We start from the raw sequence: 26,771 nt of genomic DNA, 5'->3' as shown, positions 1-26,771 counted from the left end.
ACTCCCTCGTCCTCCACCGAACGCCGACACCAACACCCCGGGCGGTCCCGCGGCCGGGCGCTACTTGAGCTTGGGCCGCTGCCCCGACGACGCCACCGGCTCCTCTTCCTCCTCGAACTCCGGTTCGTCCGGGAGGTGGACGTCGTTGACCGCGATGTTGACCTCGACGACCTCCAGGCCGGTCATCCGCTCCACCGCGTCGATGATGTTCTCCCGCACCTGGCGGGCGAGTTCGGGGATCACCACGCCGTACTCGACCACCAGGGCGATGTCGATCGCGGTCTGCTTCTCGCCGACCTCGGCCTTGATCCCGCGCCCGATGCTCGACCTGCCGCCGGGGACCCGGTCCCGCATCGCGCCGAAGGTGCGGGCCAGTCCGGAGCCCAGCGCGTGGATGCCGGAGACCTCCCGGGCGGCCATCCCGGCGATCTTCTCCACCACGCCGACCGCCAGCGCCGTGCGGCCGCGCTCGGCCGACGGCCGGCCGCCGTCCCCGCCCGCGCCGGGCGCGGACCGGGCACCGGCGGGCGGGCCGGGGGTGGGCCCGCCACCGGGGTTCTTGTGCAGGGTCGCGGGCGTCGGAGTGTCAGGCATGGGGCGCATCTCCCTCGTAGCGGCTCCAGCTATATCGCAAACCTCCCCAACTCTGGCATTCCGCCACGACCCCCGCCCGCCGAGCACGCCCCGGGAACGCCGCAGGCCCGGCCCCGGGGTGCTCCCCCGGGGCCGGGCCTGCGCGCAATGGCGGGTGGGTCAGTCGCCGATCCCGGCGAGTTCCCGCAGCCGGCGGGCCTGGGCCGCCCGTTCGGCCGAACGCTGCTCCTCGTACGACCGTCCGGAGGCCCCCTGGAGCAGGGCCTTGGTCTCGGTCACGGCCCCGCGCGGGGCGGCCAGCAGGGCGGCGGCGAGGTCCCGGGCGGCGGCGTCGAGTTCGGCGCCGGGCACCGACAGGTTGGCCAGCCCGGTCGCGGTGGCCTCCTCGGCGCCGACCCAGCGGCCGGTCGCGCAGATCTCCAGCGCCCGGGCGTAGCCGACGAGGTCGACCAGCGGCTTGGTGCCGGCCAGGTCGGGGACGAGCCCGAGTGAGGTCTCCTTCATGGCGAACTGCACGTCGTCGGCGACCACCCGCAGGTCGCAGCCGAGCGCGAGCTGGAAGCCGGCCCCCACGGCGTGGCCCTGGACGACGGCGATGGAGACCAGGTCGGCGCGGCGCCACCAGGTGAAGGCCTCCTGGTAGGCGGCGATGGCGTCGTCCAGCTCCTGGTCGGCGGAGCCGGCCAGCTGCAGGAAGGTGGGCTCGCCGGGGATGCCCTCGGGGGTGAACATCGCCCGGTCCAGTCCGGCGGAGAAGGAGACGCCCTCGGCGCGCAGCAGCACCACCCGCACACTGCCGGGCAGTTCGCGACCGGCCTGGGCGAGGGCGCGCCAAAGTGCGGGCGACTGGGCGTTGCGCCGCTTGGGCTGACAGAGGGTGACGACGGCGAGCTCGCCGTCGATCTCCAGCCGGACGCCGTCCCGCTCCCAGCTCGGGGCCTGCGGGTCGGTGGCGGGGGCGGTCATGCGGGAACCTCCGGTGGCGGGGGACGTGGCTACCGGAGAGTAACAAACCTGGGCGCGGACGGGCAGGGCCCGGGCCCGCAAAGATCGGAACGGCCCCCGGCATCCGGGGGCGGACATGACGATCGGCGGCCGGTCCACTCGACCCGAGGGCGGACGCCCGGCCGTGGTCGGCCGTCGTCTCCTCGGCGGGCGTCAGGCCGCCGCGCCATCCAGCTCAGAGCTGATTGACCGTCAGGAACCGGCCCCGGCAGTCGCCTTGTTCTTGCCCCGCGTGGCACCGCCGCGGCCCCGGAGGATCACTCCGGACTCGCTCAGCATCCGGTGCACGAAGCCGTACGAACGACCGGTCTCCTCCGCGAGAGCGCGAATGCTCGCCCCGGAGTCGTACTTCTTCTTGAGATCGGCCGCGAGCTTCTCACGCGCGGCACCGGTCACCCGGCTGCCCTTTTTCAGAGTCTCGGCCACCCGTGCCTCCTCGTAGCGTTGCTCGGTCAGATTCCCATGATCACCCATCCACCGCGTCCTGGCCACCCATTCGACAAGGTCGATGTCGCAAATGCGTGGTCCTGCGGTGGTGATCCGAGCGCACCAGGGCGCTCACGCAGAGTGCACGCCCCCGGGCAGCTACCGCCGAATGCCGAGAAATAGCTGATCAGCAGCGTCGGCCCGACCACGTTCGAGTGGCGGGCCGACGGGAAGTGCTTAAACGGAATCCGGGTCTTCTTCATTCCCGGACACGCCGAAAGGACTAGATATTCTGGGCCGAAAAGCGGATCCGGCGTCTACTTCCGGTCAGGCCAGCGAGACCAGATCGGCGTACGACGGGTTCCACAGGTCTTCGACCCCGTCGGGCAGCAGGATGATCCGCTCCGGGTCGAGCGCCTCGACCGCGCCCTCGTCGTGGGTGACCAGCACGACCGCGCCGGAGAACTCGCGCAGCGCGCCCAGGATCTCCTCGCGGCTGGCCGGGTCGAGGTTGTTGGTGGGCTCGTCCAGCAGCAGCACGTTGGCCGAGGAGACCACCAGGGTGGCCAGGGCCAGACGGGTCTTCTCACCGCCGGAGAGCACCCCGGCCGGCTTGTCCACGTCGTCGCCGGAGAACAGGAAGGACCCGAGGATCTTGCGGATCTGCACCAGGTCGGTGTCCGGCGCGGCCGAGCGCATGTTCTCCAGCACGCTGCGCTCGGGGTCGAGCGTCTCGTGCTCCTGGGCGTAGTAGCCGATCTTGAGGCCGTGGCCCGGGATCACCTCGCCGGTGTCCGGCTGCTCCACCCCGGCCAGCATCCGCAGCAGGGTGGTCTTGCCCGCGCCGTTGAAGCCCAGCACGACGACCCGGGAGCCCCGGTCGATCGCCAGGTCGACGTCGGTGAAGATCTCCAGCGAGCCGTAGGACTTGGACAGGCCGCTGGCGGTCAGCGGGGTCTTGCCGCAGGGCGCCGGGTCCGGGAAGCGCAGCTTGGCGACCTTGTCGCTCACCCGGACCTGGTCCAGGCCGGCGAGCAGCTTGTCGGCGCGGCGGGCCATGTTCTGCGCGGCCACCGTCTTGGTCGCCTTGGCCCGCATCTTGTCGGCCTGGGCGTTCAGGGTCGCGGCCTTCTTCTCCGCGTTGGCCCGCTCGCGCTTGCGGCGCTTCTCGTCGTCCTCGCGCTGCTGCTGGTACTGCCTCCAGCCCATGTTGTAGACGTCGATGGCGGAGCGGTTGGCGTCCAGGTAGAAGACCTTGTTGACGACCGTCTCGACCAGGTCGACGTCGTGCGAGATGACGATGAAGCCGCCCTTGTACGTCTTGAGGAAGTCCCGCAGCCAGACGATCGAGTCCGCGTCCAGGTGGTTGGTGGGCTCGTCGAGCAGCAGCACGTCGGAGTCCGAGAAGAGGATCCGGGCGAGCTCGACGCGGCGGCGCTGACCACCGGAGAGGGTGTGCAGCGGCTGGGCGAGGATGCGGTCCGGCAGGCCCAGCGCCGCGGCGATGGTGGCGGCCTCGGCCTCGGCGGCGTACCCGCCCTTGGTGAGGAACTCGGTCTCCAGGCGCGCGTACTTCTTCATCGCGTTGTCCCGGGTGGCGCCCTGGCCGTTGGCCATCCGGTCCTCGTTCTCGCGCATCTTCTTCAGCACGGTGTCGAGGCCGCGGGCGGAGAGGATGCGGTCCTTGGCGAGGACGTCCAGGTCGCCGGTGCGCGGGTCCTGCGGGAGGTAGCCGACCTCGCCCGAGCGGGTGACGGTACCGGCGGCGGGCAGGCCCTCACCGGCCAGCACCTTGGTGAGCGTGGTCTTGCCGGCGCCGTTGCGCCCGACCAGGCCGATCCGGTCGCCGGCGGCGACCTTGAAGTTCGCGGACTCGATCAGGATCCGGGCACCGGCGCGCAGCTCGAGGGCGTTGGCGGAAATCATGGCTGGGACTGCTCCTGGGACGTGGGCGGGCGGCCGGGTGCGGACCCGGGAGGCGGGAAGGGGGCTTCATCGGCGGTCGGCGCGCCGGGACCGGGCGCCGCCACCCGCTATTGCCCGGAGAAGATAGCCATGACGGCCAGTCTACCGGGCCGCGCGAAACGCCCCGGGGGCGTACCGCCCCGGGGTACCCGCCGGCCCTCCCGCGGCTACTGCCGCGGCGTGGCCGCCGGGTCCGCCGGGGTGGTCGGGGCGGGGGCGGCCGGGCTCGCCGAGGGGTCGGCGCAGCCGCCCTGGGGGCGGACCGCCGCGAACGGGGCGTCCGGGTTGGCGCAGCCGGTCTCGGGGGCGGCCGCCTTGGTGTCGAAGACCTTGGGCGGCACGATCGGGCCGTCGGTGATCTCCACCCGGCCGGCGTCCAGCGCCTTCACCGTCGCGGCCGGGCCGGTGATCATCGACCAGCCGTTGCTGTCCAGCCGGTAGCCGGTGATGCCGCCGGAGACGGCCACCCCGCTGCTGTTGGTGCAGGCCCGCGGGATGAGCACGGCGTAGTCGGTGTGCACGGTGCGCAGCGGGTCGTAGAGGCAGCCGTTGGACGGCCGGTCGTTGTAGCGCAGGTCGCCGTCGGCGTCGCGCAGGCCCATGGTCAGGGTCGGCGTCACCACGGCCAGCCAGGGCGAGCCGTCCCGCTGCACGGTGTGCAGCGCGGCCGCGGCCCGCTGCCTGGCGGTGTCCTTGCGCTGGGCGTCGGTGCGCTTGTCGGCGCCCGGCTCGCCGTCGGCGCGCAGGTAGTCGGCCAGGCCGGGCACGGCGCGGTGCCAGCGCACCTCGTGGTCGCCGGGGCGGACGGAGGTGACCAGGCCGTCGTCCCAGACCACGATCGCGTTGTCCCCGGCCATCGCCAGGTAGAGCGCCTCGGCGCCCTCGCGGCGGTACGTCCAGGCCCGCTCGCCGGTCTGCTTGTGGTACGCCTCCAGGCCGGGGCCGACCACCCGCAGGTCCAGGTCGGCCGAGCTGACCGACTGCGAGTTGACCGGGGTCGCCTCCGCGTCACCCGGCCCCGCCACCCGGTCGCCGAACGGCACCGGCTTGTTCGCGTGCGCCGCAGCACCGGCCGCAAGGACCAGCATCACCGCCAGGGCAGGCAGGATCGAGCGGGGGGTGAGGACACGCGGCGGCTTCCAGGACACGGCCGGAGCGTACCTTTCGGCGGGTGCGCGAGTCAGCCTGGAATCGCCGCCCGGGTCCACCGGCGACCGCGCGGCGGACCGTGCGCGCCCGCCCGGTGCGCCCGCCCGCCCACCTGCGCCGTCGGCTCCCCGGCCGGTCGGCGGGGCCCCGCGCGGCGGGCCCCGCGGACCCCGCCGGACCGTTACAGAGCTGATACACGGGGCCGGGCCGGACGGGTGTTGCGGCAGACGGCGTTCGAATATCGCCCACTTTAGGGTGACATTCGGCTTTTCCGTCCTCCGTCGGGCCTACTGTCGGCGAGCGTGGCGCGACGGTCCGTCGGTGTCGTCCCCCGCCCGCCCCGCTCCCGCGACGTCCGGAGGAGAGACCATGCGCATGGGCCGCCTGACGCTGGCCGCCGCCGCTCTGCTGCTGATGGCCACGGCCAGTGTCCCGGCCGGGACACCGCTCAGCCGTACCGAACGGCACAGCCTCTCCTCGGACGCCTTCGAGCCGCGCGGCGCGGCCCCCCGCCCGCCGGTCCAGCGGCCCCGGCACGAGCCGCCGTTCGGCGCCTTCGTCGGCTCCTGGGACGACTACATCCCGCAGATCGGCAAGTACGCCCAGTGGCTGGGCAACGCGAACATGCAGGTCGGCCACACCTACCTGGCGGGCAACAGCTGGGCGGACATCGAGGGCGAGCCGGTGGTGCTCGGCCTGTGGTCGCAGTGGCGGCTGGCCGACCCGTCCCGGCTGCTGGTGCTCGGCGTGCCGATGCTGGTGCCCAACGAGGCGCACGTGCCGGACGGCGAGGTCGCCAGGCTGCTGGGCCAGGGCGCCCGCGGGGACTTCGACAGCCACTTCCTGCGGCTCGCCCGCCGGCTGGTGGCGCTCGGCGGCGCGGACACCGTGCTCACCCTCGGCTGGGAGATGAACGGCGTCACCTACACCCACCGCTGCAAGCCCGACCCGGCCGCCTGGAAGGCCTACTGGCGCCGGATCGTCGGGGTGATGCGCTCGGTGCCCGGGCAGCGGTTCCGCTTCGACTTCACCCCCAACCGGGGCCTGGACGCCATCCCGTGGACCAAGTGCTACCCCGGCGACGACGTGGTCGACATCGTCGGCACGGACAGCTACGACCAGCCGGCCGGGAGCACCTTCGACGACTACGTGCGCGAGCCGTACGGCCTCCAGGACCAGGTGGAGTTCGCGGCCAAGCACGGCAAGCCGGTCTCGTACCCGGAGTGGGGGCTGTTCCGCAACGGCGACAACCCCGAGTTCGTCCGGCGGATGGTCGACTGGATGCGCACCCACGACACCGCCTACCAGACCGTCACCGACTACTGCCCGCACGGCTTCTTCCAGTGCCGGAGCAATCCGCGCTCGACGGCGGCGTTCAAGCAGCTGATGGCGGGTTCGCAGGGGTCGCCGCCGGTCGTGCCGACGGTGCCCCCCGCTCCGATCGTGCCGGTCGTCCCGAGGCCGCCCGGCGTGCCCACCCCGTCGGGGGCCGCCACGCCGGGCGCCACCGCACCGGCCACCACCGCACCGGCCACCGCACCGGCCACCGCGCCCGCCGCCACCGCGCCCGCCGCCACGGCGAGCCCGTCGGCCGGGGCCTCGCCGAGCCCGTCCCCGGCCCGGACGCCGTCCCGGCGCTGAGCGGCGGTCAGGCCCGGCGGCGGGCCAGCAGCGCCTCCTTGAGCCGGGGGAAGCGGGTGCGCAGCTGGTGCGCCGCCGCCTGCCGGGCCAGCACCGCCGCGGACCGGGCGACGGCCGCCGGGGCCGCTCCGGCCGGGCCCAGCAGCAGCCGCCGGTTGGGCATCCGGTCCGGCCGCCAGCGCTGCTTGTACGGTTCCTGGCCACGCAGCAGGCCGAGCACCGGGATGCCCGCGCCGACCGTCTCGTCCAGGGCCGCGCTGAACAGCAGCCCGGCGATGTCCAGCCGCTCGCGCAACGCCGGGTGGGCGCCGTACATGTACAGCCCGCCGAAGGACGGGCAGAGCAGCAGCAGGTTGACCGCGACCAGCTCGCCGTCCAGGTGGAACTGGTGGACGGCCGCCCGGCCGGTGGCGACCAGGCCGGTGGTGGACTCGGTCAGGTGCCGGGCGAAGCGCTCGGTGCGGTGCTCGGCGGTGACGCCGCGCTGCTGCCACTGGAGGAAGTGCAGCCGCAGCAGCCCCTCCAGCGCGGCCGGGACCTCCTCGACCGGCGTGGACCGGACCTGCACCCCGGCCTCGGCGATCTTGCGCAGCTTCACCCGGCTGCGCTGGGCCGTCTTGCCGGGCACCCGCTTGAGCAGCCGCTCCATCGGGACGGCCGGCAGGTACTGGCAGAGCGAGTCCTGGTGGCTGCGGCGGGTGCCGCGCCAGTGCTCGTAGACCCGCTGCACCGCGGCCTCGGGGTGCACCTCGCGCAGCTCCAGCCAGTGCCAGGGGCGGGTGAGCGGAAGGGCGGCGGCGAACTCGGCGGCGGCCCGGTCGGCGCAGTCGTCGTCCAGCAGGACGTCGCCGTAGTCGACCAGCCCGGCGCCGAGGCCGGTGAGGCCCCCGAACGGGCCGCCGCGGCGCAGGAAGGCACCGGCGCCGACCAGTCGGCCGTCCCGCCGGACCAGCACCACCAGCAGCGCGCCGGGGCGGCCGTAGTGGCGCCACCAGGAGCGCTGCCAAGCGGCGGCCTGGAAGAAGGTGGCGGTGCGGCAGCGGGCCGCCAGGTCGTCCCACTCCTCGGCGACGGTGTCCAGCGCGTCGTCCTCGCGGTGCAGCTCGGTGGTCCAGACGGGCGCGGCGGACTGGGCCGGGAGGCCGGCTGCGCGGGTCTCGGTGCTCATCGTCCGCTCCGGGCCGCAGCCTTCTCCTTGGCCGGGCGCTCGGGCGCGGCGGCGGACTCGGGCTCGGGCTTCGCCCCGTCCTTCGCCCCGTCCTTCGCACCGTCCTTCGGCTCGCCCGCCGGCTCCGGCGTCGGCCCGGTCTTCGGGCGGGCCTTGCCGGCCGGCTCCTCGGCCCGCGGGCGGGGCGCGGCGGGGGCCGGGTCCGGGGCCGGGGCGGTGGCCTCGGGAGTCCCGGGCGACTCGGCGGTCCCGGTCGGCGCGGGAGCCGTCGGGGCCTGCGCAGCCCCGGGGCCGTCCGGGCCGCCGCGCCGGCGGGTCATCAGCACCAGAGACCCGAGCAGCAGCCCGGCCGCGGCGCCGACCGCGACGTCCAGCTTGCCGGAGGGCGTGGTCGGCTTGTCCGGCTCGGCGGCCGGGGCCAGCGTGACCAGCCGGACGTTGGTGTCCCTGCTGCTGGTGTTGGCGAAGGCGACCAGCGAGCGGGCCACCGCGTCGGCGGTCCGGGCGGCCTCCTGGGCCCTCCTCCCGGTGCCGGTGATCTCGATCATCGGGGCGTCCGGGGAGGTCGTCCCGGACACCAGGGACTCCAGCTCGGACCGGGTGTGGCCGGTCTCGGCGGCCGCGACCGTGAGCACCTGCGGCTGGCCCGCGAGCCGGCCGTACGCCTGGGCGAAGTTGGTGGCGGTCGACGCCTCCCCCGGGTTCTGCGGCACCACGAGGACGTAGGCGCTGGCGGCGTACGAGGGGGGCGAGACGACGGCGTACCCGGCGCCGGCCGCGGCGCCGAGCGGCACCGCGAGCGCCACCGGCCACCAGCGGCGGACCAGGTGGCGGGCGCTTCGGCGCGGTGTGGTCATGGGTGTGGCTCCTTGGGTCTGGTACGGCGGGTCCGGCGGCGGGCGGCTCAGGCGCGGGCCAGCCGGTCGTAGAGGGCGCCCAGGTCGGTGGCGACCCGGGCGATGTCGTAGTGGCCGACGGCCGGGGGGTGCGGCAGCGGGTCGGCGATGTGGCCGCTCAGCTGCCGCAGGTCGCGCAGGGCGGCGGCGTACGCGGCGGGCTCGGAGGGGATCCGGCGGGCCTGCGGGGCGGCGCTGGGCGGCAGTTCGTCCAGCGCCGGGCAGGCGCTGTGCCGCACCGGGAGCCCGGCCGCGAGGCCCTCCAGTACGCCGAGGCCGAAGGTCTCCGCGGTGGAGGGGGCGGCCAGCACGTCCATCGCGGCCAGCAGGTCGGGCACGTCGTCCCGCTCGCCGGTGAGCACCAGCCGCTCCCCGACGCCGAGTTCGGCCGCCCGGCGCTCCAGCCCGGCCCGCTCGGGGCCCTCGCCGACCAGCAGCAGCCTGGTCCCCGGGTCGAGCTCGGCGAGCGCCGCCAGCAGCACCTCGAAGCGCTTGCCCGGCACCAGCCGGCCGACCCCGCCGACCACCCAACCGCCCTCCGGCAGGCCGAGTTCGGCCCGGATCCGGCGGCGGGCAGCGGCCCGCTCGGCGGGCGGCCGGCGGTAGCCGGCGGTGTCGATGCCGTTGGGGATCAGCTCGATCCGGGCCGGCGGGACGCCCCAGGAGCGCAGGGTCTGGGCGACCTGCCGGGACACCGCCACGGTGGTGCTGCCGAGCCGTTCGGCGGCCAGGTAGAGGCCCTTGACGCCCCGGGTGACCGGGCGGCCCTCGATCACCCCGGCGTGCAGCGAGTGCTCGGTGGACACCACCGCCCGCACCCCGGCGAGCCGCGCGGCCAGCCGGCCGTACAGCTGGGCGCGGTAGAGGTGGGTGTGCACCAGGTCGTAGCGGCCGGCCCGGACCACCCGCACCAGCCGGGGCAGCGCCCCGAGGTCCCGGTTGCCGCGCATGCCGAGGTGGTGGACGGTCACGCCGTCGGCGCGCAGCGCGTCCGCGACCGTGCCCGGGTTGGTCAGCGCGAGCACCTCGCAGCGCTGGTGCGGCGGCAGGTGCCGCAGCAGCAGGTGCAGTTGGCGCTCGGCACCGCCGGAGGCGAGCCCGGTGACGATGTGCAGCACCTTCACGGCCGACGCTCCCGCCGCCCGCGCTTGAGCGAGGTGATGGCGTCGCGCAGCCGGTGCCGGCCCTTCTTGGCGCGCAGCCGCCAGGCGCCGTCCCGGTCGCCGACGTAGCAGCGGGGCAGCGCGAAGCGGCCGGTGAGCGGGGAGTGGGCGATCGCGCAGGCGTAGTCGTAGCCGGCCTCGCGCACCGCCTCGGCGGCGGGCCGGTCGACGGCGCCGTACGGGTAGCAGAAGCCGGTGACCGGGCCGCCGACGACCTCCTCCAGCAGGCGCCGGCTCTCCCGGGTCTGCACCCCGAGGACCTCGGCGGGCAGCCCGGGCAGCGCCTGGTGGCCGAGGCCGTGCGAGCCGATCTCCCAGCCCGCGGACGCGAGTTCGGTGACCTCCTGGACGGTGAGCAGCTTCTTGCGCGGGCCCTCGGTGTCCCAGCCGTTGTCCTGGCCGAGCAGGTCGGCGACCACGTACGCGGTGGCGGTGAAGCCGTACGCCTGGAGGATCGGGACGGCGTACCGGGCGAAGTCCGCGTAGCCGTCGTCGAAGGTCAGGCCGACCAGCTTGTCGTCCTGCCCCTGGGCGCGGGCCCGCATCAGCTCGCGGACCGAGACGCCGCGCCGGCCGCGCCGGTGCAGCCAGGCGATCTGCTCGGCGAACCGCTCGGGGCTGACGGTGAGTTGGTACGGGTCCTCCTCCTCGACCGCCACCGAGTGGTACATCAGGATCCACGGCGAGGAGGAGCCGGGCAGGGCGGGTCCGCCGGCCTGGCGGCGGCTTCTGGGCAGTCGCGCCCGGTCGGGCGGGGCGTCGGTGACGCCCGCCCGGGCCGAACGGACGGATCCCCGCTCATCGTCCATGGGGAGACTTCCCTTCGTCGGGGACGGTCGGCAGGTTCAGGGCCCGCCGGTCGGGCCCGAGCCCCACGGCCCGGGCGGCGGCCAGCACCGGGCCGCGCACCTCGCGGGCCCGGAGCCCGGTGCCGAGGGCGGCGAAGGCCAGCACCACGGTCAGGCCACCGGAGAGGGTCGAGAGCAGCGGGTCGGCCGACAGGCTCGCGGCGGCGGCGCCCGCGACGGCGCCCCCGGCGGCGGCCAGCACCAGCCGACCGTGGTCGCCGAGCACCCGGCGCAGCCGCAGCGGGATGCCGCGCAGCACCAGCCCGCGCAGCAGCAGCGCGGCGGTGGCGGTGATCCCGCTCGCGTTGCCGGCGGCCAGGCCGAGCGCCCCGAACCGGGGTGTGGCGAGCAGGCCGACGGTGACGGTCACCCCGAGGCCGAGCAGCATCGCGGCGACCGGGTACCAGTCCAGCAGCCGGCGCCCGCCGTCCTCGCTGCGCGGGTCGTCGGCCCGGCGGACCACCGGGCGGAGCGAGAAGTACGGGCGGATCATCACGCCGATCAGCGCCTGGGCGGGCAGGCCGAAGCTGTACACCCGGATGACGGCGGCGGTGGCGGCGGTGTCCCCCGGGCCGAAGGCGCCGCGCTCGAACAGCAGCGAGACCGCCGAGGGGGCGCAGGCCATCAGGAAGGCGGTGCCGAGCAGCACGACCGCGGCGGCCTGCCCGAGGTCCTTCTCGACCCGGTCGCGGGCCGCGGTGAGGTCCCCCGCCGCGAGTGCCCGGGCGACCAGGGGGAAGGTGACGGTGCAGATCAGGATGCCCGCCGTCATGGCGAGTTGGGAGACCTTGGCGGCGTAGTTGAGGTGCGAGATGGTGCCGGGCGGCAGCGCCGAGCCGAGGTAGCGCTCGACGAAGACCTGGGACTGCCTGGTCAGCGTGAAGGCGGCCACCGGCAGCAGGGCCAGCGGCATCAGCACCAGCGCGTTGCGGCTGCGCCGGGTGCGGCCGGCCGCGGCCGGCCCGGTCCGCAGGTGCCGCAGGAACGGGCCGACCAGCAGGACGGCCATCAGCAGGCTGCCGAGCGCCACGCCGAGGGCGGCGGAGCGGACCCCGAGGACGCCGTGGAAGCCGAACAGCAGGGCCAGGATGCCGAGGTTGTAGGCGACGTAGATGCCCGCGGGGGCGGTGAAGCTGTGGTGGGCGCGCAGCGCGGCGGCCAGGTAGCCGGCCACGCCGAAGGGCAGCACGGTGATCGCGGTGATCCGGGTGCAGGCGACGGCCAGGCCCGGGTCGGGCAGGCCGGGGGCGAGCAGGTCCACCAGCTGGGGGGCGCCGAGGGCGGCGGCCAGGGCGAGCCCGCTGAGGGCCAGCAGCAGCCAGGGCAGGGTGGCGCGGACCAGCTGGCGGACCGGGTCGGGGGCGTCCGGGTCCTCCTCGCGCAGCACCAGGGCGAGGGCGAAGGCGGGCACCATCAGGAAGGACATGGCGTCCTCGATCAGCAGCGGTGCGGCCGTCTCGGGCACGGTCCAGGCGACCAGGAAGGCGTCGGTGCCCTGGCTCGCGCCGAAGTAGCGGGCCAGCAGGAGGTCGCGCAGCAGGCCGAGGCCCGAGCCGGCGGCGCTGAGCACCGCGGTGACGCCGAAGGCCTTGACGAGGAAGCCGCCCCGGGGCGGCCGCTGCGGCCCGGCCGCGGGCGGCTCGGCGGCGGGCGGCCCGGCGGGGGCACTGCGCGGGGCCGGGAGGGCGGGGGCGAGCGCGGGCTGGTCGGTGGTCACCGGGGCATCGCCCGCTCCTGGACGGCGGCGCGGGCCGCGAGGCCGAGGACGACGGAGGTCAGCACGGTGGTGGTGCCGCCGATGTCGGCGTACAGGAAGTCGACCAGCACCCAGGTGAGCAGCGCGAGCGCGGCGAGCGAGGTCGTGTGGCGGCGCCGCAGGCAGCCGAGCAGCAGGCCGAGGAAGAGCGCGGCGTAGGCGGTGATGCCGATCAGGCCCTGTTCGCTGAGCACCAGGAAGTACATGTTGTGCGGGGAGAGCAGCGGTTCGCGCTGGAAGCCGATGGTGGAGTCGGCGGCGTCGCTGCCCGAGGAGAGCCGCAGCGGGGCGTGGCTGTCGCGCAGCTCGGGGAAGGCCTTCGGCCCGGCGCCGTGGACGGGGTGGTCCTGCCAGATCCGCCCGGCGGTGGCCCACAGGTCGTAGCGGTCGGAGACGGACTGGTCGGGCGCGGCGGAGACGGAGCCGATCGAGCTGAGCCGCTCGGTGACGCCGGAGGCCCCGAGCCCGAGCCCGCCGACCAGGACGACGGCGGCGGCCAGGCCCAGCACGGCGCTGCGCACCAGCAGCCGGGCGTCGGCGCGCAGCAGGAGCACGGTGACGGCGGCGCCGGTGGCGATCCAGCTGCCGCGGCTGAACGAGACGGCGAGCGGGAAGGCGAGGAAGGCGGCGGCGGCGAACATCACCCGGCGCAGTCGTACGTCGCCGCCGGGGCCTCGCTCGCCGAGGGCGAGGGCGAGGGCGGCGAGCAGGCCGTAGCTGACCACGGTGGACATCGCCATGATGTCCAGCGCGCCGAAGGTGCCGACGGCCCGGATCGGCTGGCCGGTGTAGGAGGCGCCGGTGCGGGTGAGGTACTGGTTCGCCCCGACCACGCCCTGGATCAGCGCGGCCAGCACGAAGGAGCCGAGGACGAGCCGCTGGTCGGTGCGGTCGCGCAGCGAGCAGAGCACGGCGGCCGGCACCAGGACGAACACCTGGGTGAGCCGGACGAAGCCGGTGAGGCTGGTGGCCGGGTCGATCGAGCCGAGGGTGGCGACGGCGGCGGCGACCACGATGCCGCCGAACAGCGCGCAGCTGGTGCGGCTGATCGCGGGCAGGCGCCCGCGCAGCAGGTTGAGCGCGGTGACGGCGACCAGGGCGAGCGAGGCGACGTCGGCGGCGGTGACGTGGACGGCCGCGGTGACGTCCTTCTCCCCCGCGGGCACGCACACCAGCAGGACGGTGGCCGCGGCGAGCAGACTGGACCGGTCCGCGAGGGCCGGCAGGGCCCGCCGTAAGGCGGGCCGGGGAAGGACCGGGAAGGTCAGGGCCACGCGGGGTCAGCTCCCGTCCGGGTGGAGCATCAGGGCCGCCGTGCGGCACAGGATCTTGACGTCCTGCCAGAGGCTCCAGCTCTCGATGTAGCGGTTGTCGAAGCGGGCCCGCTCCTCGATCGAGGTGTCCCCGCGCAGGCCGTTGACCTGGGCGAGGCCGGTGAGGCCGACCGGGACGCGGTGCCGGTCGCCGTACTCGGGGTAGGCCTGGCTGAACCGCATGACGAAGTACGGGCGTTCGGGGCGCGGGCCGACCAGGCTCATGTCGCCGCGCAGGATGTTCCAGAGCTGCGGCAGCTCGTCCAGCGAGCTCTTGCGCAGCAGGCGGCCGACGGCGCCCATCCGGTGGTCCTGGGAGATGTTCCAGCGGGTCGCCGACTCGTGCTCGTTGCTGGGGCGCAGGGTGCGGAACTTGAGGACGGTGAAGACCCGGCCGTCCAGGCCGGTGCGCTGCTGGCGGAAGAGCACGCCGGGGCCGGTGTCGAAGCGGACGGCGAGGGCGCACAGGGCCAGGACAGGGGCGAGCAGCAGCAGGCCGAACCCGGCGGCGGTGACGTCCAGGGCGCGCTTGGCGGCCCAGCCGGGGCGGCGCATGGCCGGGCTGCCGAGGCGCAGGCAGGGGAAGCCCCACAGGTGGTCGCCGCCGGCGATCGGGGCGGTGGGCAGCGAGCCGTGCTCGCGCAGCGCGGGCACCAGCCAGACCTGGCAGCCGAGCCGGACGGCGTCGCGCAGGGCGGCGGCGGTCTCGGCCTCGTCGGCGGCGCCGGCGGTGGCGATCACGTGGTGGATCCGGTGCCGGCGGACCTCGCGCTCCAGCACCTCGCGGCCGCCGAGCACGGGCGGGTCGGTGTCGTCGGCCAGCAGCGGCGGGTCGGCGTCCAGGAAGCCGACCGGGCGCATGCCGTACTCGCCGTGCTGGCTGAGCGCGGCGGCGACCTTGCGGCCGAGCCGGCCGGCGCCGAGCACCAGGACGGGGGCGGGGCGGCCGCGGCGGATCCGCCGGACCAGGTGGTAGAGGACGGCGCGGCCGAGGGTCGCGATCAGCAGTTGGGCGCCGAGCAGGACGGTGAGCCGGGCCGGGGTGGCCGGGCCGCAGTCGGGCCAGCGCCCGTCCAGGCAGCCGGCCAGGGTGACGGCGAAGGCGGTGGCGACCACGGCGCGGACGGCCAGGGCGGGGAGTTCGTCCAGGACCGACAGGGTGAGCCGGGTGCGGTAGAGGCCGCCGGCCAGGTTGAGCAGCAGGAGCAGGGGCAGGACGGCGGCGGCGCCGAGCAGCGGGGCGAGCGGGGCGGTCGGGTCGATCGCCCGGTTGGCGATGCCGGTGCCGGTGCAGAGCGCGATCGCGTCGACCTGGACCAGCGCGAGCGGCAGGGCGAGCCGGGAGCGGCAGGCCCGGCGGTGCCGGCGGGGCGACGCCACCGCCCGGGTGTACGCCGTACGGGTCGGCCGGTCGAGCAGCCCGGTGCCGCGCAGTCGCGGTCCGGACAGGGGCCCGCCGGATCGCGGCACGCTGTCGTGGTCAATGGTCATCAGCGCACGAACTCCCCTGCTGTGTGCCCGGGGTGGCGGTGCCCCGGCACCGATCGGCACGGGGCGGCCGTCCCGGCCCGGTGGGCGCGGTCCTGACAGCACCTGCCATCGCTGGCGGCTTTCGGTTCTCCGGCGAGGGGGCCGATCGCGGAAGGGCTGGTCACCACGGACGCGGCTGCGAAGGGCCCGGACAGGAATTCCCGGGGTGAAATCGAAACGAAGCAGGCAAAATCCGACAATACCGAACCAAGGCATGTGCGCCGGAAGTTGACTTGCCGTTTCATTCCAGCCGCCCATTAATAGGTATTTCGGATTTAACGCCTCTTCCATTTCCGGTTGAGGGTGCGAATGCGCCGGCGCCGGAACGGCGGGGATTCACGGCATGTGAAACGATCAGATCCGCTCTGGGACACGGGTCCTGCGCCGTCCGGCCGCCGGTCCGGCCCCCAGCAGGTGGCGGTACAGGACGTCCACCTGTTCGACCACCGTGCGGACGTCGTGCCGGGCCGTCACGTGCTCGCGCAGCCGGGCACCGCGTCGCTCGCACTCGATCGGGTCGGACAGCGCTTCGGCCATCCGAGTGGCGAGCGCGTCCGCGTCCTCGGGCGGCAGCACCGACTGCGCGCGCTCCGCCGGCGGCAGGCACTCCCGGGCCCCCGGCACGTCCGTCAGCAGCACCGGCCGGGCCGCCGCCATCGCCTCCAGCGGCGCCAGCGCCATCCCCTCCCAGCGCGAGGGCAGCACCACCAGGTCGGCCGCCGCCAGCCACGGGCGCGGATCCGGTACGTCCCCGACCAGCCGGACCCGGCACGGCTCGGCCGACTCCCGGACCGCCTCCGCCAGCCGCTGCTCGTCCGGTCCGCCGCCGACCAGCGCCAGCCGGGCCTGCGGCACCCGGCGCAGCACCTCCGGCCAGGCGGCCAGCAGCACGTCCTGGCCCTTCTGCCGGCACAGCCGCCCGACGCAGACCGCGAGCGGGGCGTCCAGGTCCAGCCCGAGCGCGATCCGGGCGGCCCGGCGGTCGGCCGGCGCGTAGTGGCGGACGTCGACGCCGTTGGGCACCACCGCCCAGTCGGCGTGCACCCCCGCGGCCACGCCGTCGGCCCGCTCCTGGACGCTGACGCACAGCAGCCGGTGCGCCCAGCGGCTCGCGAAGCGCTCCCAGCGCAGGGTCGCGGCGGCCATCGCGCCGTCCACGGCGGCGAAGGACCAGGCGTGCGGCTGGAAGACGGTCGGCACCGCGCCGCGCACGGCCAGCCGGCCGGCCAGCCCGGCCTTGGCACTGTGCAGGTGGACCACGTCCGGTCCGGCGGCCCGGACGATCCGGCGCAGCCGCCAGGCCTCGGCGGCGGTGCCCGGGCCGGGCGAGCGGTCCGCGGGCCAGTCCTGGACCAGCGCGCCGACCGCGGCGGCCTCCTCGGCCAGCCTCCCGCCGCGCGGGCAGGCGACCAGCACCCGGTGCCCGGCCTCGCGCTGCCCCCGGACCAGATCGACGACGACGCGGGCGACTCCGCCGTCCACCGGCTGTGAAATGTGAAGGATCGTCATATGCACGGCGGCGAGCCTAGGATGGCTCCCCCGTGCGGGGCGGCCCCCGTCACCCGCAGGTGGTGGGCCGTCCACCCGTACGGCTTTCGGCTCGTACGGGCGGACGAGCCGCTCGAAACTCCGGGCGATTCACCCGGGCCGGGCGGGAACCCCGGGTCAGCGCACCTCGGCGGCCAGGTTGGCCAGCACCTGGTCGTGGATCCGGTTCAGGCCCTTGGGGGCGAAGGTGCGCTCGAAGAAGCCGCCGATGCCGGTGGCGCCCTGCCAGGTGGCGGTGACGGTGACCCTGGTGCGGCCCTCGCCGGCGGCCGCGACGGTCCAGGTGATCACCATGCTGGAGTTGGCGTCCTTCTCCACCAGCTGGTCCGGCTGCGGCGCCGAGACGGTGAACAGGCAGTCGCGCACCCGCTTCTCGGTGGCCTGCAGCTTCCAGTGCACCTGGGTGCCGGCGCCGGTCCCGCCGACCCGGACCTCGTACTCGCTGTACTGCGCGGGCAGCAGCTTCGGGCGGGTCACCTGGTAGTCGGCCAGCGCCTCGTACACCCGCTCGGGCGCGGCGTCGTAGATCCGCTCGGTGGTGGCCTGCACCTGTCCCATGCCTTGCTCTCCTCGTGTGGTGGGTACCGCTCTGCGTACCGGTCTCAGCGGCAAGCCAATCACGTGGCACGGCGGGATAGGGTGGCGGGTGTGCTCGATCTGGTGACTGCGCTGCGCTACGTGGACCCGCTGCGGGCCGGGGGCTCGGTGCCGGGCGTCGTGGAGACCGACGACCTGGGAACGTACGTGGTCAAGTTCACCGGCGCCGCCCAGGGCCGCAAGGCGCTGGTGGCCGAGGTGATCGTCGGCGAGCTGGCCCGGCGGCTCGGACTGCGGGTGCCGGAGCTGCGGCTGGTGGACTTCGATCCGGCGGTGGCCGCCGACGAACCGGACACCGAGATCCAGGACCTGCTCAAGGCCAGCGCCGGGCTCAACCTCGGGATGGACCTGCTGCCCGGGGCCGCCGACTACCGGCCCGGGGCGATCCCGGTGGACTCCGCCGAGGCGGGGCGGGTGGTCTGGCTGGACGCGCTCACCGGCAACGTCGACCGCACCGTGCACAACCCCAACCTGATGGTCTGGCACCAACGGCTCTGGCTGATCGACAACGGCGCCGCGCTGATCTTCCACCACCGCTGGGCCACCGCCGGGGCGTCCGTCGGCAAGCGGTACGACCTCAGCGCGCACGCGCTGGGCGGCTGCGCCCCGGACGTCCGGCTGGCCGACGAGGACCTCGGGCCGCTGGTCACCGTCGACCTGCTGGAGCAGGTGGTGGCGCTGGTCCCGGACGAGTGGCTGGCCGACGAGCCCGGCTTCGACTCGGCGGACGCCGTCCGGCACGCGTACGTCACCCACCTGGCCGCCCGGGCGGTGCTCTCCGCGCAGTGGCTGCCGGAGGGCTTCGCCACGCCCGCGCAGCTGCGCGAGGCGGAGCTGCGCCGCGCGGCCCGCACCCGGGCCGGGCGGCCGGCCTGGCTGCAGGAGGTGCCGGACCTGCACGGCAAGCCGTCGGTGGAGACGGTCTGGGAGCACCACGTCGAGGCCGGGGAGTAGCGCGGCCGGAACGCCGGGTGCGCGCGGGGCCGCCGGGGCCGGGTCACGGCTCGGCCGCGGGGCCGGAACGCCGCTGGGGGGGGGGGGGCCGGGGCCCCCCCCCCCCCCCGGCGGTCGGGGGTCCCCGCGCGGGGTTGAGCGCCCGGGGGTGAGCGCGGCAGCCCCACCCCACGACCCAGTGCTCGGCGTTGATGATGCCCGCGCCGTAGAAGCCGTTGTCGTCCTCGCCGCCCTCGCAGGTGGCCTTGAACTGGCCCGTGTTGCCCGGGTTGTAGACGCCGGTCGGGCAGGCGTGGGACTCGGCCTGGTTGGTCAGCAGCTCGGTGAGCTCGTCCGGGCTGGCCCACGGGAAGGTGCTGGCGAGCAGCGCGACCACGCCGGTGACGTGCGGGGTGGCCATCGAGGTGCCCTGCATGTACCCGTACTTGTTGCCCGGGATGGTCGACAGGATGCGACCGTTCTTGTCCGGGGTGTCCGGGATCTGGTAGCGGGCGTCACCACCCGGCGCGGCGACGGTGACGACGCCCTTGCCGTAGCTGGAGTAGTACGACTTGTCGCCGTTGACGCCGACCGCGGAGACCGCGATCACGCCGGGCAGCTCGGTCGGCAGCGACAGGCAGTCGTTGGAGACCGGGCGGGTGCCGGGCTTGGTGTCGTCCGGGCTGGAGACGTCGGTGGTCTTGTGCGCCAGGTCGATGTTCTCGTTACCGGCGGCGGCGACGTTCAGGACGCCCTTGCGCTGCGAGAAGGCGACGGCCTTGCGGACGGCGTCCGAGATCGCGGCCTGGTCCTTGTCGTTCGGGCAGTTGAACATCCACGGGTCGACGTAGTAGCTGTTGTTCGTCACCTTGAAGCCGTGCTCGCCGGCCCAGACGAAGCCGCAGACCGCGTTCTCCGGGTAGATGAAGCCACCGTCGTCGACGACCTTGACCGCGGCCAGCTTGACGTTCGGGGCGATGCCGACGATGCCCTTGCCGTTCTTGGCGGCGGCGATCGTGCCGGCGACGTGGGTACCGTGGTCGCTGGTGGTCGGCTGCCACGCCTTCCAGTCGGTGTTCGTCCTGCCGTCGATGCAGGAGACCGACTGCGAGGCGTCCACGTTGGCGGCCAGGTCCTCGTGGGTGGCGTCGATGCCGGAGTCCAGCACGCCGACGGTGACGTTGCGGCTGCCCAGCGAGATCTTGTGCGCCTTGTCGACGCCGATCTGGCGCATGTCCCACTGGTTGGGCTCGTACGGCTCCTGGCCGTTCGCGGCGGCGGCGGCACCGGTCGGCTCGGCGGCGACCTCGGCCTTGGTCTGGTCGGCGGCGAGGATGCCCTTGGTGCGGCTGGCGCCGACCGAGTCGACGCCCTTGGCCAGACGCAGCTTCTCCGCGAACTTGGTGTCGTTGGAGCGGGCGACGATGACGCCGACCTGGTCGTACGACTGGACCACCGTGCCACCGAGGGCGGTGACGGCCTTCTCCACCTTCTGCACCTGGCCGTGGTTGGCCTTGGTGTTGACGACGTAGCTGAGCAGCGGACCGGTCGTCGAGTCGCCGGTGGGCGCCGCGACGGCGGTGCCGGCCGGGAGCGCGAGGGCTCCGGCGGTCGCGAGCACCAGGCCCACAGCCGCGTAGCGGGTCCGGCTGATCCGAGGAACTCTCATTGGGGTTGGCCCTCCCGAGTCGTCATCCGGCAGCTGCGGTGTGGCAGGTGCGCTGGGATGACCGGGACGTTAATGAATATTCGCTGAAAAGCGCAAGAGGTAGTCATCTAATCGTCACATCTAGACCAACAACGGAGGTTCGCGCTCCACCGGTCAACAGGCGGAACAGGGTTCAAGATTGTTAAAAAGTGATGGTTCGTCGACGACTGGGCCGATTTGGCATGTGCGCGAAGACACAGCCGGGCGCTCAGCCGAGCGCGTACAGGCGGCGCGCGTTGTCGGCCGCGACCAGTCGGGCCACACGCTGCGCGTCCGCGGCCGAACAGGCGCCGTCCGCCCGCCAGTCGGCGAGGAGCATGCCCAGTCCGTGCCGGAACTGTGCGGCGCCCACCGAGAACAGTTCGGGAAGTCCGTAGGCGTCGGTGGAGAACAACAGTTTTCCGAACGGCACCAGTTCCGACATCTCGCCGAGCACCGCCGCCACCCGCGGCCCGGTGTAGGAGGCCGTCAGCCCCAGATCGGCGTACACCGTCGGAAAGGCCTGGGCCAGCCAGCCGGCCTGCCGGTGGTACGGATAGCCGTGCAGCAGCACCAGCGGGACGCCGCTGGGCTCGGCGGCGCGGACGAAGTCGGTCAGCAGGGACGGGTCGGCGTGGTGCAGGGTGAGGTCGGGATCGCCGAAACCGGTGTGGAGCTGGAGGGGCAGGCGCAGCTCGGCGCAGACGTCCACGGCCGTCCAGAGCAGGTGGTGCAGCAGGACCGGGTCGGTCAGCCGCCCGCCCCCGGCGCGCAGCCGGGCGCCGGCGGCGGCCACCACGGCCGGGCGGGCGGGCCGTTCGGCGGGGACGGCCAGGCCGTGCCGGTAGGCGACCACCGACTTGACCGCGACGGCACCGGCGGCGGCCCGCGCCAGGGCCTCGCCGACGGCCCGCGGCCAGTCCGCCGCGCCGACCGGCACCCGCTCGGCCACCGACTCCAGCCGGACCACCTCGCGCACCACCGCCCCGGTGGCCTCGGCGAGTTCGGGCAGCGGCAGCAGTGCGCGGCCCACGGCGACGGTCAGCCCGGTGTCCACCAGGCAGGTGTCCAGTCCGGCGGCCGCGAGCAGCCGGCGGGTGGCCTCCGCCGCGCCCAACTCGCGCCGCCGGGCCAGGTAGTCGGCGGCCGGGGCGTGCGCCGGCAGGCCGAGCACGGGCGGGCACCACCGCCGGACGGCGAGGCCGATCGCGCTGTCGAAGGGCGAGCAGCCGGGCGCGGGCGGACGGTCGGACTCGGTGAGCAGTCCGGCCAGGGCGTCGTCGGCGAGCTCGGCCGCCACCACGCTGTGGCAGTGGTGGTCGACCAGGGCCCCGATCTCAAGGCCCCCGACCTCCCGGGCCCCGACGTCCAGAGCCCCGACCTCCAGGGCCCCGAGCCGCCCTTCCGCGTCCTCCGGCCGGGCCACCTCAGTACCGCCAGCGCGTCGCCGCGATCAACTCCTCCGCGCCGACGGCCGCGTACTGCTCGGCCTCGGCCCGGCGCACCGCCGCCACCGCCTGGTGCAGCGGTTCGCCGAGCGCCTCGCGCAGCACCGCCGAGCGCTCGTACGCGGCGAGCGCCTCGGCCGGGCCCTGCGGCAGCCGGGGCACCGTGCCCGGCTCGGCGGCGGCCGGATCGCCGGTGAACTCCGGGGGCAGGGCGCGGCGTTCGTCCAGGCCGGCGAGGCCGGCGGCGATCACCGCGCCGACCGCGAGGTACGGGTTGGCGCTCGCGTCGAAGCACTTGACCTCCGCGTTCGCGGCGGCGGCGCGCTCCCCGGTGGAGCCGGTGACCAGGCGCAGCGCGGCCTCCCGGTTCTCCAGGCCCCAGCACTGGTACGCCCCGGCCCAGTGCCGGGGCACCAGCCGCAGGTACCCGGCGGGGCTGGAGCAGCCCAGCACCAGGAGTTCGGGCAGCGCCCGGAGCACCCCGGCGAGGAAGCCCTCGGCCTCGGCCGTCAGCCCGTGCGGGCCGGCGCCGCCGTGCCCGAGGTTGCGGCCGTCCCGCCAGAGGCTGAGGTGGAGGTGGCCGCCGTTGCCGACCCCGTCGGCCTCGACCACGGGGGCGAAGGAGGCCCGCAGGCCGTGCCGGGCGGAGACGGCGCGGACGGTGTGCCGGACCAGGACGGAGGTGTCGGCGGCGCCGACCGGGCCCTCGGGGGCGACCGAGACCTCGAACTGGCCCGGGGAGTACTCGGGGTGGATCTGCAGCACGCCCAGGCCCTGGGCGCGGAGGGCGCGCAGGACGTCCCGCAGGTAGTCGGAGAGGTCGGTGAGCCGGTGCATGCCGTACGCGGGGCCGTGCGTGGGGTACTGCGGCGGCTCCTGCGGGGCCCCCGCCAGGGCGACCACCCACTCGACCTCGATGCCCGCCTTGAGGCTCAACCCGCGGGCGGAGGCCGCGGCCTCCGCCCGGCGGGCGAACAGGCGCTGGCAGCCGGGGTGCGGGGTGCCGGCCTGGGTGTGGCGGTCCGCCGGGGCCCAGGCCCAGCCGGGCTGGGCGGCCAGCGGGACGATCCGGTCGAGGTCGGGGTAGAGCCTCAAGTCCCCGGTGGGGCCGCCGATCAGCGGGCTGGTGGTGATGGTGTCGTCGGCGAGGAACACGTCGAAGCAGGGCGCCGCGCCGACGCCCCACTGGGCCGCGTGCACCAGGCCGTCGAGCGGCACGCCCTTGACCCGGGCGATGCCCGCGTTGTCCACCCACGTCACGGCGACCGCCTCGACGGCGGCGGTGCGCAGCCGGTCGACGGCGCGCTCGGCCCGCTCGGCGCGCTCGGCCCGCGGGGGCAGCGCGACGGCGGCCGCGAGGGCGCCGGGGCCGAGCGGCCCGACGGGGTCGGCGGCCTGGGCGGCGGTGACGGTGCTCATGCCGCCATGCTGCCCCGCGGACCGGGGGCCGCTAACTCCCCTATCGGGTGGAACGGACGGACGCCCGTCCGCCTCTTCACCCGTTCGGGGAAAGGTCGTTCGGGTCCGACCCGCCGCCGTGCCGGGCCGGAGCCGGACGGTTTTCCGCCGACGCCCTCTTCCTACTCGCCAGTAGCTTCGCTACAGTGGCCGGACGCACCACCGTCGGGCTTCGGGAGCCGCACCGACGGGAGGTCGCGGTCGTCGTGTCTGCGGCGCCCGCGCGGTGCGCCTTCACCGGCCGGTGCCGCGGACCGCGGCGGGCCGGGTCTCTCCTCGTATCAGTGCCGCTTCCTTCACCTTCGAGCGCCTGAGCACCACGGCACACCCCGCAGTTCGGCCGGAGCGGACCGGCCGCTGCCCGGGCCTGCCGGAACCCCGTCATCTCCCCAAGCCCCCGCGCGCGAACCCTCCTCCGGCGCCGGCCGCCCCCGTCCTCGTCGACGGGCGCGGCGGCCCGCCCGCCGGAGCGCGCGCGGGCCCTTCATGACATAGGAGTCAGGACTGATGGAGCGTCCCTTCCCCACCGTGGCCGTCGTCGGCCTCGGCACGATGGGTGCCGGAGTCGCGGTGGCGGTCGCCAGGAGCGGCCGCCGGGTGATCGGCATCGAGGCCTCCGAGGACTCGGCCGCCCGGGCGCTGGCCCGGATCGAGGAGGCGACCGCGCACGCGGTCGACCGGGAGCGGATCACCGCCGGGGAGCGCACCGCGCTGCTGGCCCGGATCTCGGTCGGGCACGCGCTGACCGCCGCCGCCGAGGCGGACCTGGTGATCGAGGAGGTCCCCGAGCAGTTGGAGTTGAAGCGGGAGGTCTTCGCCGAGCTGGACCGGATCTGCCCGGAGGGCACGGTGCTGGCCACCGGCACCACCGCCCTGTCGGTGACCCGGATCGCCGCCGCGACCGCCCGCCCGGAGCGGGTGCTCGGCCTGCACTTCTTCAACCCGGTGCACACCATGAAGCTGGTCGAGGTGGTCCGCACCGTGCTGACCTCCCCGCAGACCGCCGAGGACGCCGCCGCCTTCGCCCGCGACCTGGGCAAGGAGCCGGTGGCGGCGGGCGACCGGGCCGGCTTCGTGGTGAACGGCCTGCTGTTCGCGTACCTGAACCAGGCCGCCTCGATGTACGAGTCCAAGTACGCCTCCCGGGAGGACATCGACGCCGCGATGCGGCTCGGCTGCGGCCTGCCGATGGGCCCGCTGGCGCTGCTCGACCTGATCGGCGTGGACACCGCCCGGACGGTGCTGGAGGCGATGTACGAGCAGTCCCGGGACCGGCTGCACGCGCCCGCGCCGATCCTCGGCCAGCTGGTCTCGGCCGGGCTGCTGGGCCGCAAGTCCGGGCGCGGCTTCTACACCTACGAGGCGCCGGGCTCCTCCAGGGCCGTGGACGCGGCCACCGGCCCGGCGCGGCCGAAGGTGGCGGGCCGCGAGGTGCGCACCGTCGGCGTCTGCGGCTCGGGCACGATGGCCACCGGCATCGCCGAGGTGTTCGCCAAGGCCGGGCACCCGGTGCTGCTGGCCGCCCGCAGCCAGGAGAAGGCCGAGCGGGCCAAGGCGCAGCTGGCGAGGTCGCTGGAGCGCTCGGTCGCCAAGGGCCGGCTGAGCGCGGAGCAGCGGGACGCCGCGCTGGCGCTGGTCACCCCGGTCGGCCGGTACGCCGAGCTGGCCGAGGTGGACCTGGTGGTCGAGGCGGTCGCCGAGGACCTGGAGGTCAAGCGGGAGCTGTTCGCGACCCTGGACAAGATCGTCCGCCCGGGCGCGGTGCTCGCCACCACCACCTCCTCGCTGCCGGTGATCAGCTGCGCGACCGCCACCTCGCGGCCGCAGGACGTGATCGGCATGCACTTCTTCAACCCGGCGCCGGCCATGAAGCTGGTCGAGGTGGTCTCCACCGTGCTGACCGCCCCGGACGTCACGGCGACGGTGCTGGAGCTGACCGCGAAGGTGCGCAAGCACCCGGTGGAGTGCGGCGACCGGGCCGGCTTCATCGTCAACGCCCTGCTGTTCCCGTACCTGAACGACGCGGTGCGGATGCTCCAGGAGCACTACGCGACGGTGGACGACATCGACACCGCGATGAAGCTGGGCTGCGGCTACCCGATGGGCCCGTTCGAGCTGCTGGACGTGGTCGGCCTGGACGTCTCGCTGACCATCGAGCAGGTGCTGCACCAGGAGTTCCGCGAGCCGGGCCTGGCCGCGGCGCCCCTGCTGGAGCACCTGGTCGCGGCCGGCTGCCTGGGCCGCAAGACCGGCCGCGGCTTCCGCGACCACGCGCGCCGGTGACCGCGTCACGGGCCGGGGGCGACCGGCTGCCGGACGCGGGAGCGGCGCCGTACGGCCCCGGCGCCCCGCCCCCGGGCAACGGCGCGGCCTACGGCAACGGTGCCGCGCCGTACGGCTCCGGGGCGGCCGGCCACCCCGCCTGGACCCCGGGGGCGGTGTCCGCGCGCTGGCCCAGACCGGCCGTGACCGGCCCGGTCACGCCGGTGCGCCGGGGAACGGCCGCGGCCCCGCCGACCGGGCCGTGTAGCGTTCCGGACATGGATCGGGTTCAGTCAGCCACCCCTCAGCACACCGCCGGACCGCGCGGCACCGAACGGACGGCCGGCCCGTCCGGGGGCGCCGGGACGGAGGCCGGGCCGGGCAGCCGCCGGGCGGCGGCGCAGCGCCAGCAGATGCGCCAGGACCTGGCCGCGGCCGCGATGGAGCTGTTCGCCTCGCAGGGCTACGAGGAGACGACGGTCGACCAGATCGCCGCGGCCGCCGGGGTCGCCCGGCGCACCTTCTTCCGGTACTTCCGGTCGAAGGAGGAGGCGATCTTCCCCGACCACGACGACACCCTGGTGCGGGTGGCCGACCTGCTGGCCAGCGCCGAGCCGGAGGAGCACCCGCTGGACGTGGTGTGCCGCGGCATCAAGGAGGTGCTGCGGATGTACGCCTCCACCCCGGGGGTGTCGGTCGCGCGGTACCAGCTGATCCGTCAGGTCCCGGCGCTGCGCGAGCGCGAGATCGCCGTGGTGGCCCGGTACGAGCGGCTGTTCACCCGCTACCTGCTGGGCCGTTTCGACACCGGGGAGTCCATTCCGTCGGGCTGGCAGCGCGGCGGCGAGGACGACCCGATGCTGGCCGAGGTGTCGGCGGCGGCGGTCGTCGCGGCGCACAACCACGTGCTGCGGCGCTGGCTGCGGGCCGGCGGCCGGGGCGACGTCGAGGCGCAGCTGGACCACTCCTTCGAGGTGATCCGGCGGACCTTCTGGGCGGCCAGTGCCCCGGGTGCCAGACGCCGGGGCTCGTTGGTGGCACCGGGTGCCAGTGGGATGCCAGAGGATGGGGTGGCGGAGAGCGCACTGAGTGCCAGTCCCGGAGGTGAGGTGCTCATCACAGTCGCCCGCACGGACGCTCCGCTGGAGGTCGTGGTGGACAGCATCCGGGCCGCGCTGAGTGGCGCCCGGGGCCACTGAGGCGGGAATAACAGCAGGTCAGCGGCACAGCGAGGGCCCGTACCGAGGTATCGGTACGGGCCCTCGGCGTACCCGCACTACGCGCGTTCCGCACCCTTCCGGAGTGTCGGAATTCCTGACACCCGGTGTCTTTACGAGTGGCACAGGGTGCCACTACCTTGTTACTCACCAGTCGCGGCGCCGCG

General features: G+C 74.9%; 21 protein-coding genes. 4 read left to right on the top strand and 17 right to left on the bottom strand.

Annotated elements, in window-relative coordinates:
- Positions 1-60: 60 nt before the first annotated feature.
- From ACFV8H_RS03150 to ACFV8H_RS03130, 5 genes are all read right to left on the bottom strand, one after another.
- Positions 61-594, bottom strand: coding sequence for an Asp23/Gls24 family envelope stress response protein (locus tag ACFV8H_RS03150; RefSeq protein ID WP_380396295.1), 534 nt, complete (start codon positions 592-594; stop codon positions 61-63).
- Between the two features lie 159 nt (positions 595-753).
- Positions 754-1,560, bottom strand: a complete 807-nt coding sequence (locus ACFV8H_RS03145; RefSeq protein WP_375893948.1) for an enoyl-CoA hydratase/isomerase family protein — start codon at positions 1,558-1,560, stop codon at positions 754-756.
- A gap of 231 nt (positions 1,561-1,791) precedes the next feature.
- Entirely contained in the window at positions 1,792-2,025 is a 234-nt protein-coding gene (locus ACFV8H_RS03140; protein WP_030059940.1) for a helix-turn-helix domain-containing protein, read from the bottom strand.
- Between the two features lie 327 nt (positions 2,026-2,352).
- Positions 2,353-3,951: an ABC-F family ATP-binding cassette domain-containing protein gene (locus tag ACFV8H_RS03135; RefSeq protein ID WP_375893952.1), complete on the bottom strand. Its 1,599-nt coding sequence runs from the start codon at positions 3,949-3,951 to the stop codon at positions 2,353-2,355.
- A 206-nt stretch (positions 3,952-4,157) separates the two neighbouring features.
- Positions 4,158-5,138 (bottom strand): hypothetical protein, encoded by a 981-nt coding sequence (locus ACFV8H_RS03130; RefSeq protein ID WP_380396294.1) that lies wholly within the window; start codon positions 5,136-5,138, stop codon positions 4,158-4,160.
- 370 nt (positions 5,139-5,508) lie between these two features.
- Here ACFV8H_RS03130 and ACFV8H_RS03125 point away from each other — a divergent pair, with 370 nt between their 5' ends.
- Positions 5,509-6,780 (top strand): glycoside hydrolase family 26 protein, encoded by a 1,272-nt coding sequence (locus ACFV8H_RS03125; protein WP_380396293.1) that lies wholly within the window; start codon positions 5,509-5,511, stop codon positions 6,778-6,780.
- A gap of 7 nt (positions 6,781-6,787) precedes the next feature.
- On the opposite strand, the gene ACFV8H_RS03120 is transcribed toward ACFV8H_RS03125, so the two are convergent.
- From ACFV8H_RS03120 to ACFV8H_RS03080, 9 genes are all read right to left on the bottom strand, one after another.
- Positions 6,788-7,948, bottom strand: coding sequence for a GNAT family N-acetyltransferase (locus tag ACFV8H_RS03120; protein WP_380396292.1), 1,161 nt, complete (start codon positions 7,946-7,948; stop codon positions 6,788-6,790).
- On the bottom strand, positions 7,945-8,805 hold the full coding sequence (locus ACFV8H_RS03115; RefSeq protein WP_380396291.1) for a Wzz/FepE/Etk N-terminal domain-containing protein: 861 nt from the start codon (positions 8,803-8,805) through the stop codon (positions 7,945-7,947). The genes ACFV8H_RS03120 and ACFV8H_RS03115 overlap by 4 nt, the downstream gene beginning before the upstream one ends.
- 47 nt (positions 8,806-8,852) lie before the next feature.
- Positions 8,853-9,968: a glycosyltransferase gene (locus ACFV8H_RS03110; RefSeq protein WP_380396290.1), complete on the bottom strand. Its 1,116-nt coding sequence runs from the start codon at positions 9,966-9,968 to the stop codon at positions 8,853-8,855.
- Complete coding sequence (locus ACFV8H_RS03105) at positions 9,965-10,816, bottom strand: polysaccharide deacetylase family protein (RefSeq protein WP_380396289.1); 852 nt, start codon at positions 10,814-10,816, stop codon at positions 9,965-9,967. The genes ACFV8H_RS03110 and ACFV8H_RS03105 overlap by 4 nt, the downstream gene beginning before the upstream one ends.
- Entirely contained in the window at positions 10,806-12,572 is a 1,767-nt protein-coding gene (locus ACFV8H_RS03100; RefSeq protein WP_380396288.1) for a lipid II flippase MurJ, read from the bottom strand. The genes ACFV8H_RS03105 and ACFV8H_RS03100 overlap by 11 nt, the downstream gene beginning before the upstream one ends.
- Entirely contained in the window at positions 12,569-13,885 is a 1,317-nt protein-coding gene (locus tag ACFV8H_RS03095; protein WP_380396287.1) for an O-antigen ligase family protein, read from the bottom strand. The genes ACFV8H_RS03100 and ACFV8H_RS03095 overlap by 4 nt, the downstream gene beginning before the upstream one ends.
- Positions 13,886-13,891: 6 nt before the next feature.
- Positions 13,892-15,415, bottom strand: a complete 1,524-nt coding sequence (locus tag ACFV8H_RS03090) for a sugar transferase (protein ID WP_380396286.1) — start codon at positions 15,413-15,415, stop codon at positions 13,892-13,894.
- Between the two features lie 393 nt (positions 15,416-15,808).
- A complete protein-coding gene (locus ACFV8H_RS03085; RefSeq protein ID WP_380396285.1) occupies positions 15,809-16,963 on the bottom strand; it encodes a glycosyltransferase in 1,155 nt (384 codons plus the stop codon).
- Between the two features lie 156 nt (positions 16,964-17,119).
- Entirely contained in the window at positions 17,120-17,560 is a 441-nt protein-coding gene (locus ACFV8H_RS03080) for an SRPBCC family protein (protein WP_380396284.1), read from the bottom strand.
- 90 nt (positions 17,561-17,650) lie between these two features.
- Here ACFV8H_RS03080 and ACFV8H_RS03075 point away from each other — a divergent pair, with 90 nt between their 5' ends.
- The gene (locus ACFV8H_RS03075) at positions 17,651-18,553 is read left to right on the top strand and encodes a HipA family kinase (RefSeq protein ID WP_380396283.1); all 903 of its coding nucleotides are present in this window, start codon (positions 17,651-17,653) and stop codon (positions 18,551-18,553) included.
- A 43-nt stretch (positions 18,554-18,596) separates the two neighbouring features.
- Here ACFV8H_RS03075 and ACFV8H_RS03070 read toward each other — a convergent pair whose 3' ends face one another.
- The 3 genes from ACFV8H_RS03070 to ACFV8H_RS03060 form a co-directional block, all read right to left on the bottom strand.
- Positions 18,597-20,201: a S8 family serine peptidase gene (locus ACFV8H_RS03070; RefSeq protein WP_380396282.1), complete on the bottom strand. Its 1,605-nt coding sequence runs from the start codon at positions 20,199-20,201 to the stop codon at positions 18,597-18,599.
- Between the two features lie 247 nt (positions 20,202-20,448).
- On the bottom strand, positions 20,449-21,645 hold the full coding sequence (locus ACFV8H_RS03065; protein WP_380396281.1) for an amidohydrolase family protein: 1,197 nt from the start codon (positions 21,643-21,645) through the stop codon (positions 20,449-20,451).
- A 1-nt stretch (position 21,646) separates the two neighbouring features.
- Positions 21,647-23,086 (bottom strand): glutamine synthetase, encoded by a 1,440-nt coding sequence (locus ACFV8H_RS03060; RefSeq protein WP_380396280.1) that lies wholly within the window; start codon positions 23,084-23,086, stop codon positions 21,647-21,649.
- 546 nt (positions 23,087-23,632) lie between these two features.
- Between ACFV8H_RS03060 and ACFV8H_RS03055 the strand changes: the two genes are divergently transcribed.
- A complete protein-coding gene (locus tag ACFV8H_RS03055) occupies positions 23,633-25,408 on the top strand; it encodes a 3-hydroxyacyl-CoA dehydrogenase family protein (protein ID WP_380396279.1) in 1,776 nt (591 codons plus the stop codon).
- A gap of 257 nt (positions 25,409-25,665) precedes the next feature.
- Positions 25,666-26,586: a TetR family transcriptional regulator gene (locus ACFV8H_RS03050; protein ID WP_380396278.1), complete on the top strand. Its 921-nt coding sequence runs from the start codon at positions 25,666-25,668 to the stop codon at positions 26,584-26,586.
- The last annotated feature ends 185 nt before the right edge of the window (positions 26,587-26,771 follow it).

The organism is Kitasatospora sp. NPDC059827, assembly GCF_042731675.1.
In the GTDB taxonomy this organism is placed as follows: Bacteria; Actinomycetota; Actinomycetes; order Streptomycetales; family Streptomycetaceae; genus Kitasatospora.
The sequence above is the reverse complement of the archived record's forward strand: the minus strand, read 5'-3'. Positions and strand labels throughout refer to the sequence as shown.

Bases quoted from the DNA above. Each gene is read 5' to 3' on its own strand.
- ACFV8H_RS03150 (WP_380396295.1), bottom strand. From the start codon at position 594: ATGCCTGACACTCCGACGCCCGCGACCCTGCACAAGAACCCCGGTGGC.
- ACFV8H_RS03145 (WP_375893948.1), bottom strand. From the start codon at position 1,560: ATGACCGCCCCCGCCACCGACCCGCAGGCCCCGAGCTGGGAGCGGGAC.
- ACFV8H_RS03135 (WP_375893952.1), bottom strand. From the start codon at position 3,951: ATGATTTCCGCCAACGCCCTCGAGCTGCGCGCCGGTGCCCGGATCCTG.
- ACFV8H_RS03125 (WP_380396293.1), top strand. From the start codon at position 5,509: ATGCGCATGGGCCGCCTGACGCTGGCCGCCGCCGCTCTGCTGCTGATG.
- ACFV8H_RS03120 (WP_380396292.1), bottom strand. From the start codon at position 7,948: ATGAGCACCGAGACCCGCGCAGCCGGCCTCCCGGCCCAGTCCGCCGCG.
- ACFV8H_RS03115 (WP_380396291.1), bottom strand. From the start codon at position 8,805: ATGACCACACCGCGCCGAAGCGCCCGCCACCTGGTCCGCCGCTGGTGG.
- ACFV8H_RS03105 (WP_380396289.1), bottom strand. From the start codon at position 10,816: ATGGACGATGAGCGGGGATCCGTCCGTTCGGCCCGGGCGGGCGTCACC.
- ACFV8H_RS03090 (WP_380396286.1), bottom strand. From the start codon at position 15,415: ATGACCATTGACCACGACAGCGTGCCGCGATCCGGCGGGCCCCTGTCC.
- ACFV8H_RS03085 (WP_380396285.1), bottom strand. From the start codon at position 16,963: ATGACGATCCTTCACATTTCACAGCCGGTGGACGGCGGAGTCGCCCGC.
- ACFV8H_RS03080 (WP_380396284.1), bottom strand. From the start codon at position 17,560: ATGGGACAGGTGCAGGCCACCACCGAGCGGATCTACGACGCCGCGCCC.
- ACFV8H_RS03070 (WP_380396282.1), bottom strand. From the start codon at position 20,201: ATGAGAGTTCCTCGGATCAGCCGGACCCGCTACGCGGCTGTGGGCCTG.
- ACFV8H_RS03060 (WP_380396280.1), bottom strand. From the start codon at position 23,086: ATGAGCACCGTCACCGCCGCCCAGGCCGCCGACCCCGTCGGGCCGCTC.
- ACFV8H_RS03055 (WP_380396279.1), top strand. From the start codon at position 23,633: ATGGAGCGTCCCTTCCCCACCGTGGCCGTCGTCGGCCTCGGCACGATG.
- ACFV8H_RS03050 (WP_380396278.1), top strand. From the start codon at position 25,666: ATGGATCGGGTTCAGTCAGCCACCCCTCAGCACACCGCCGGACCGCGC.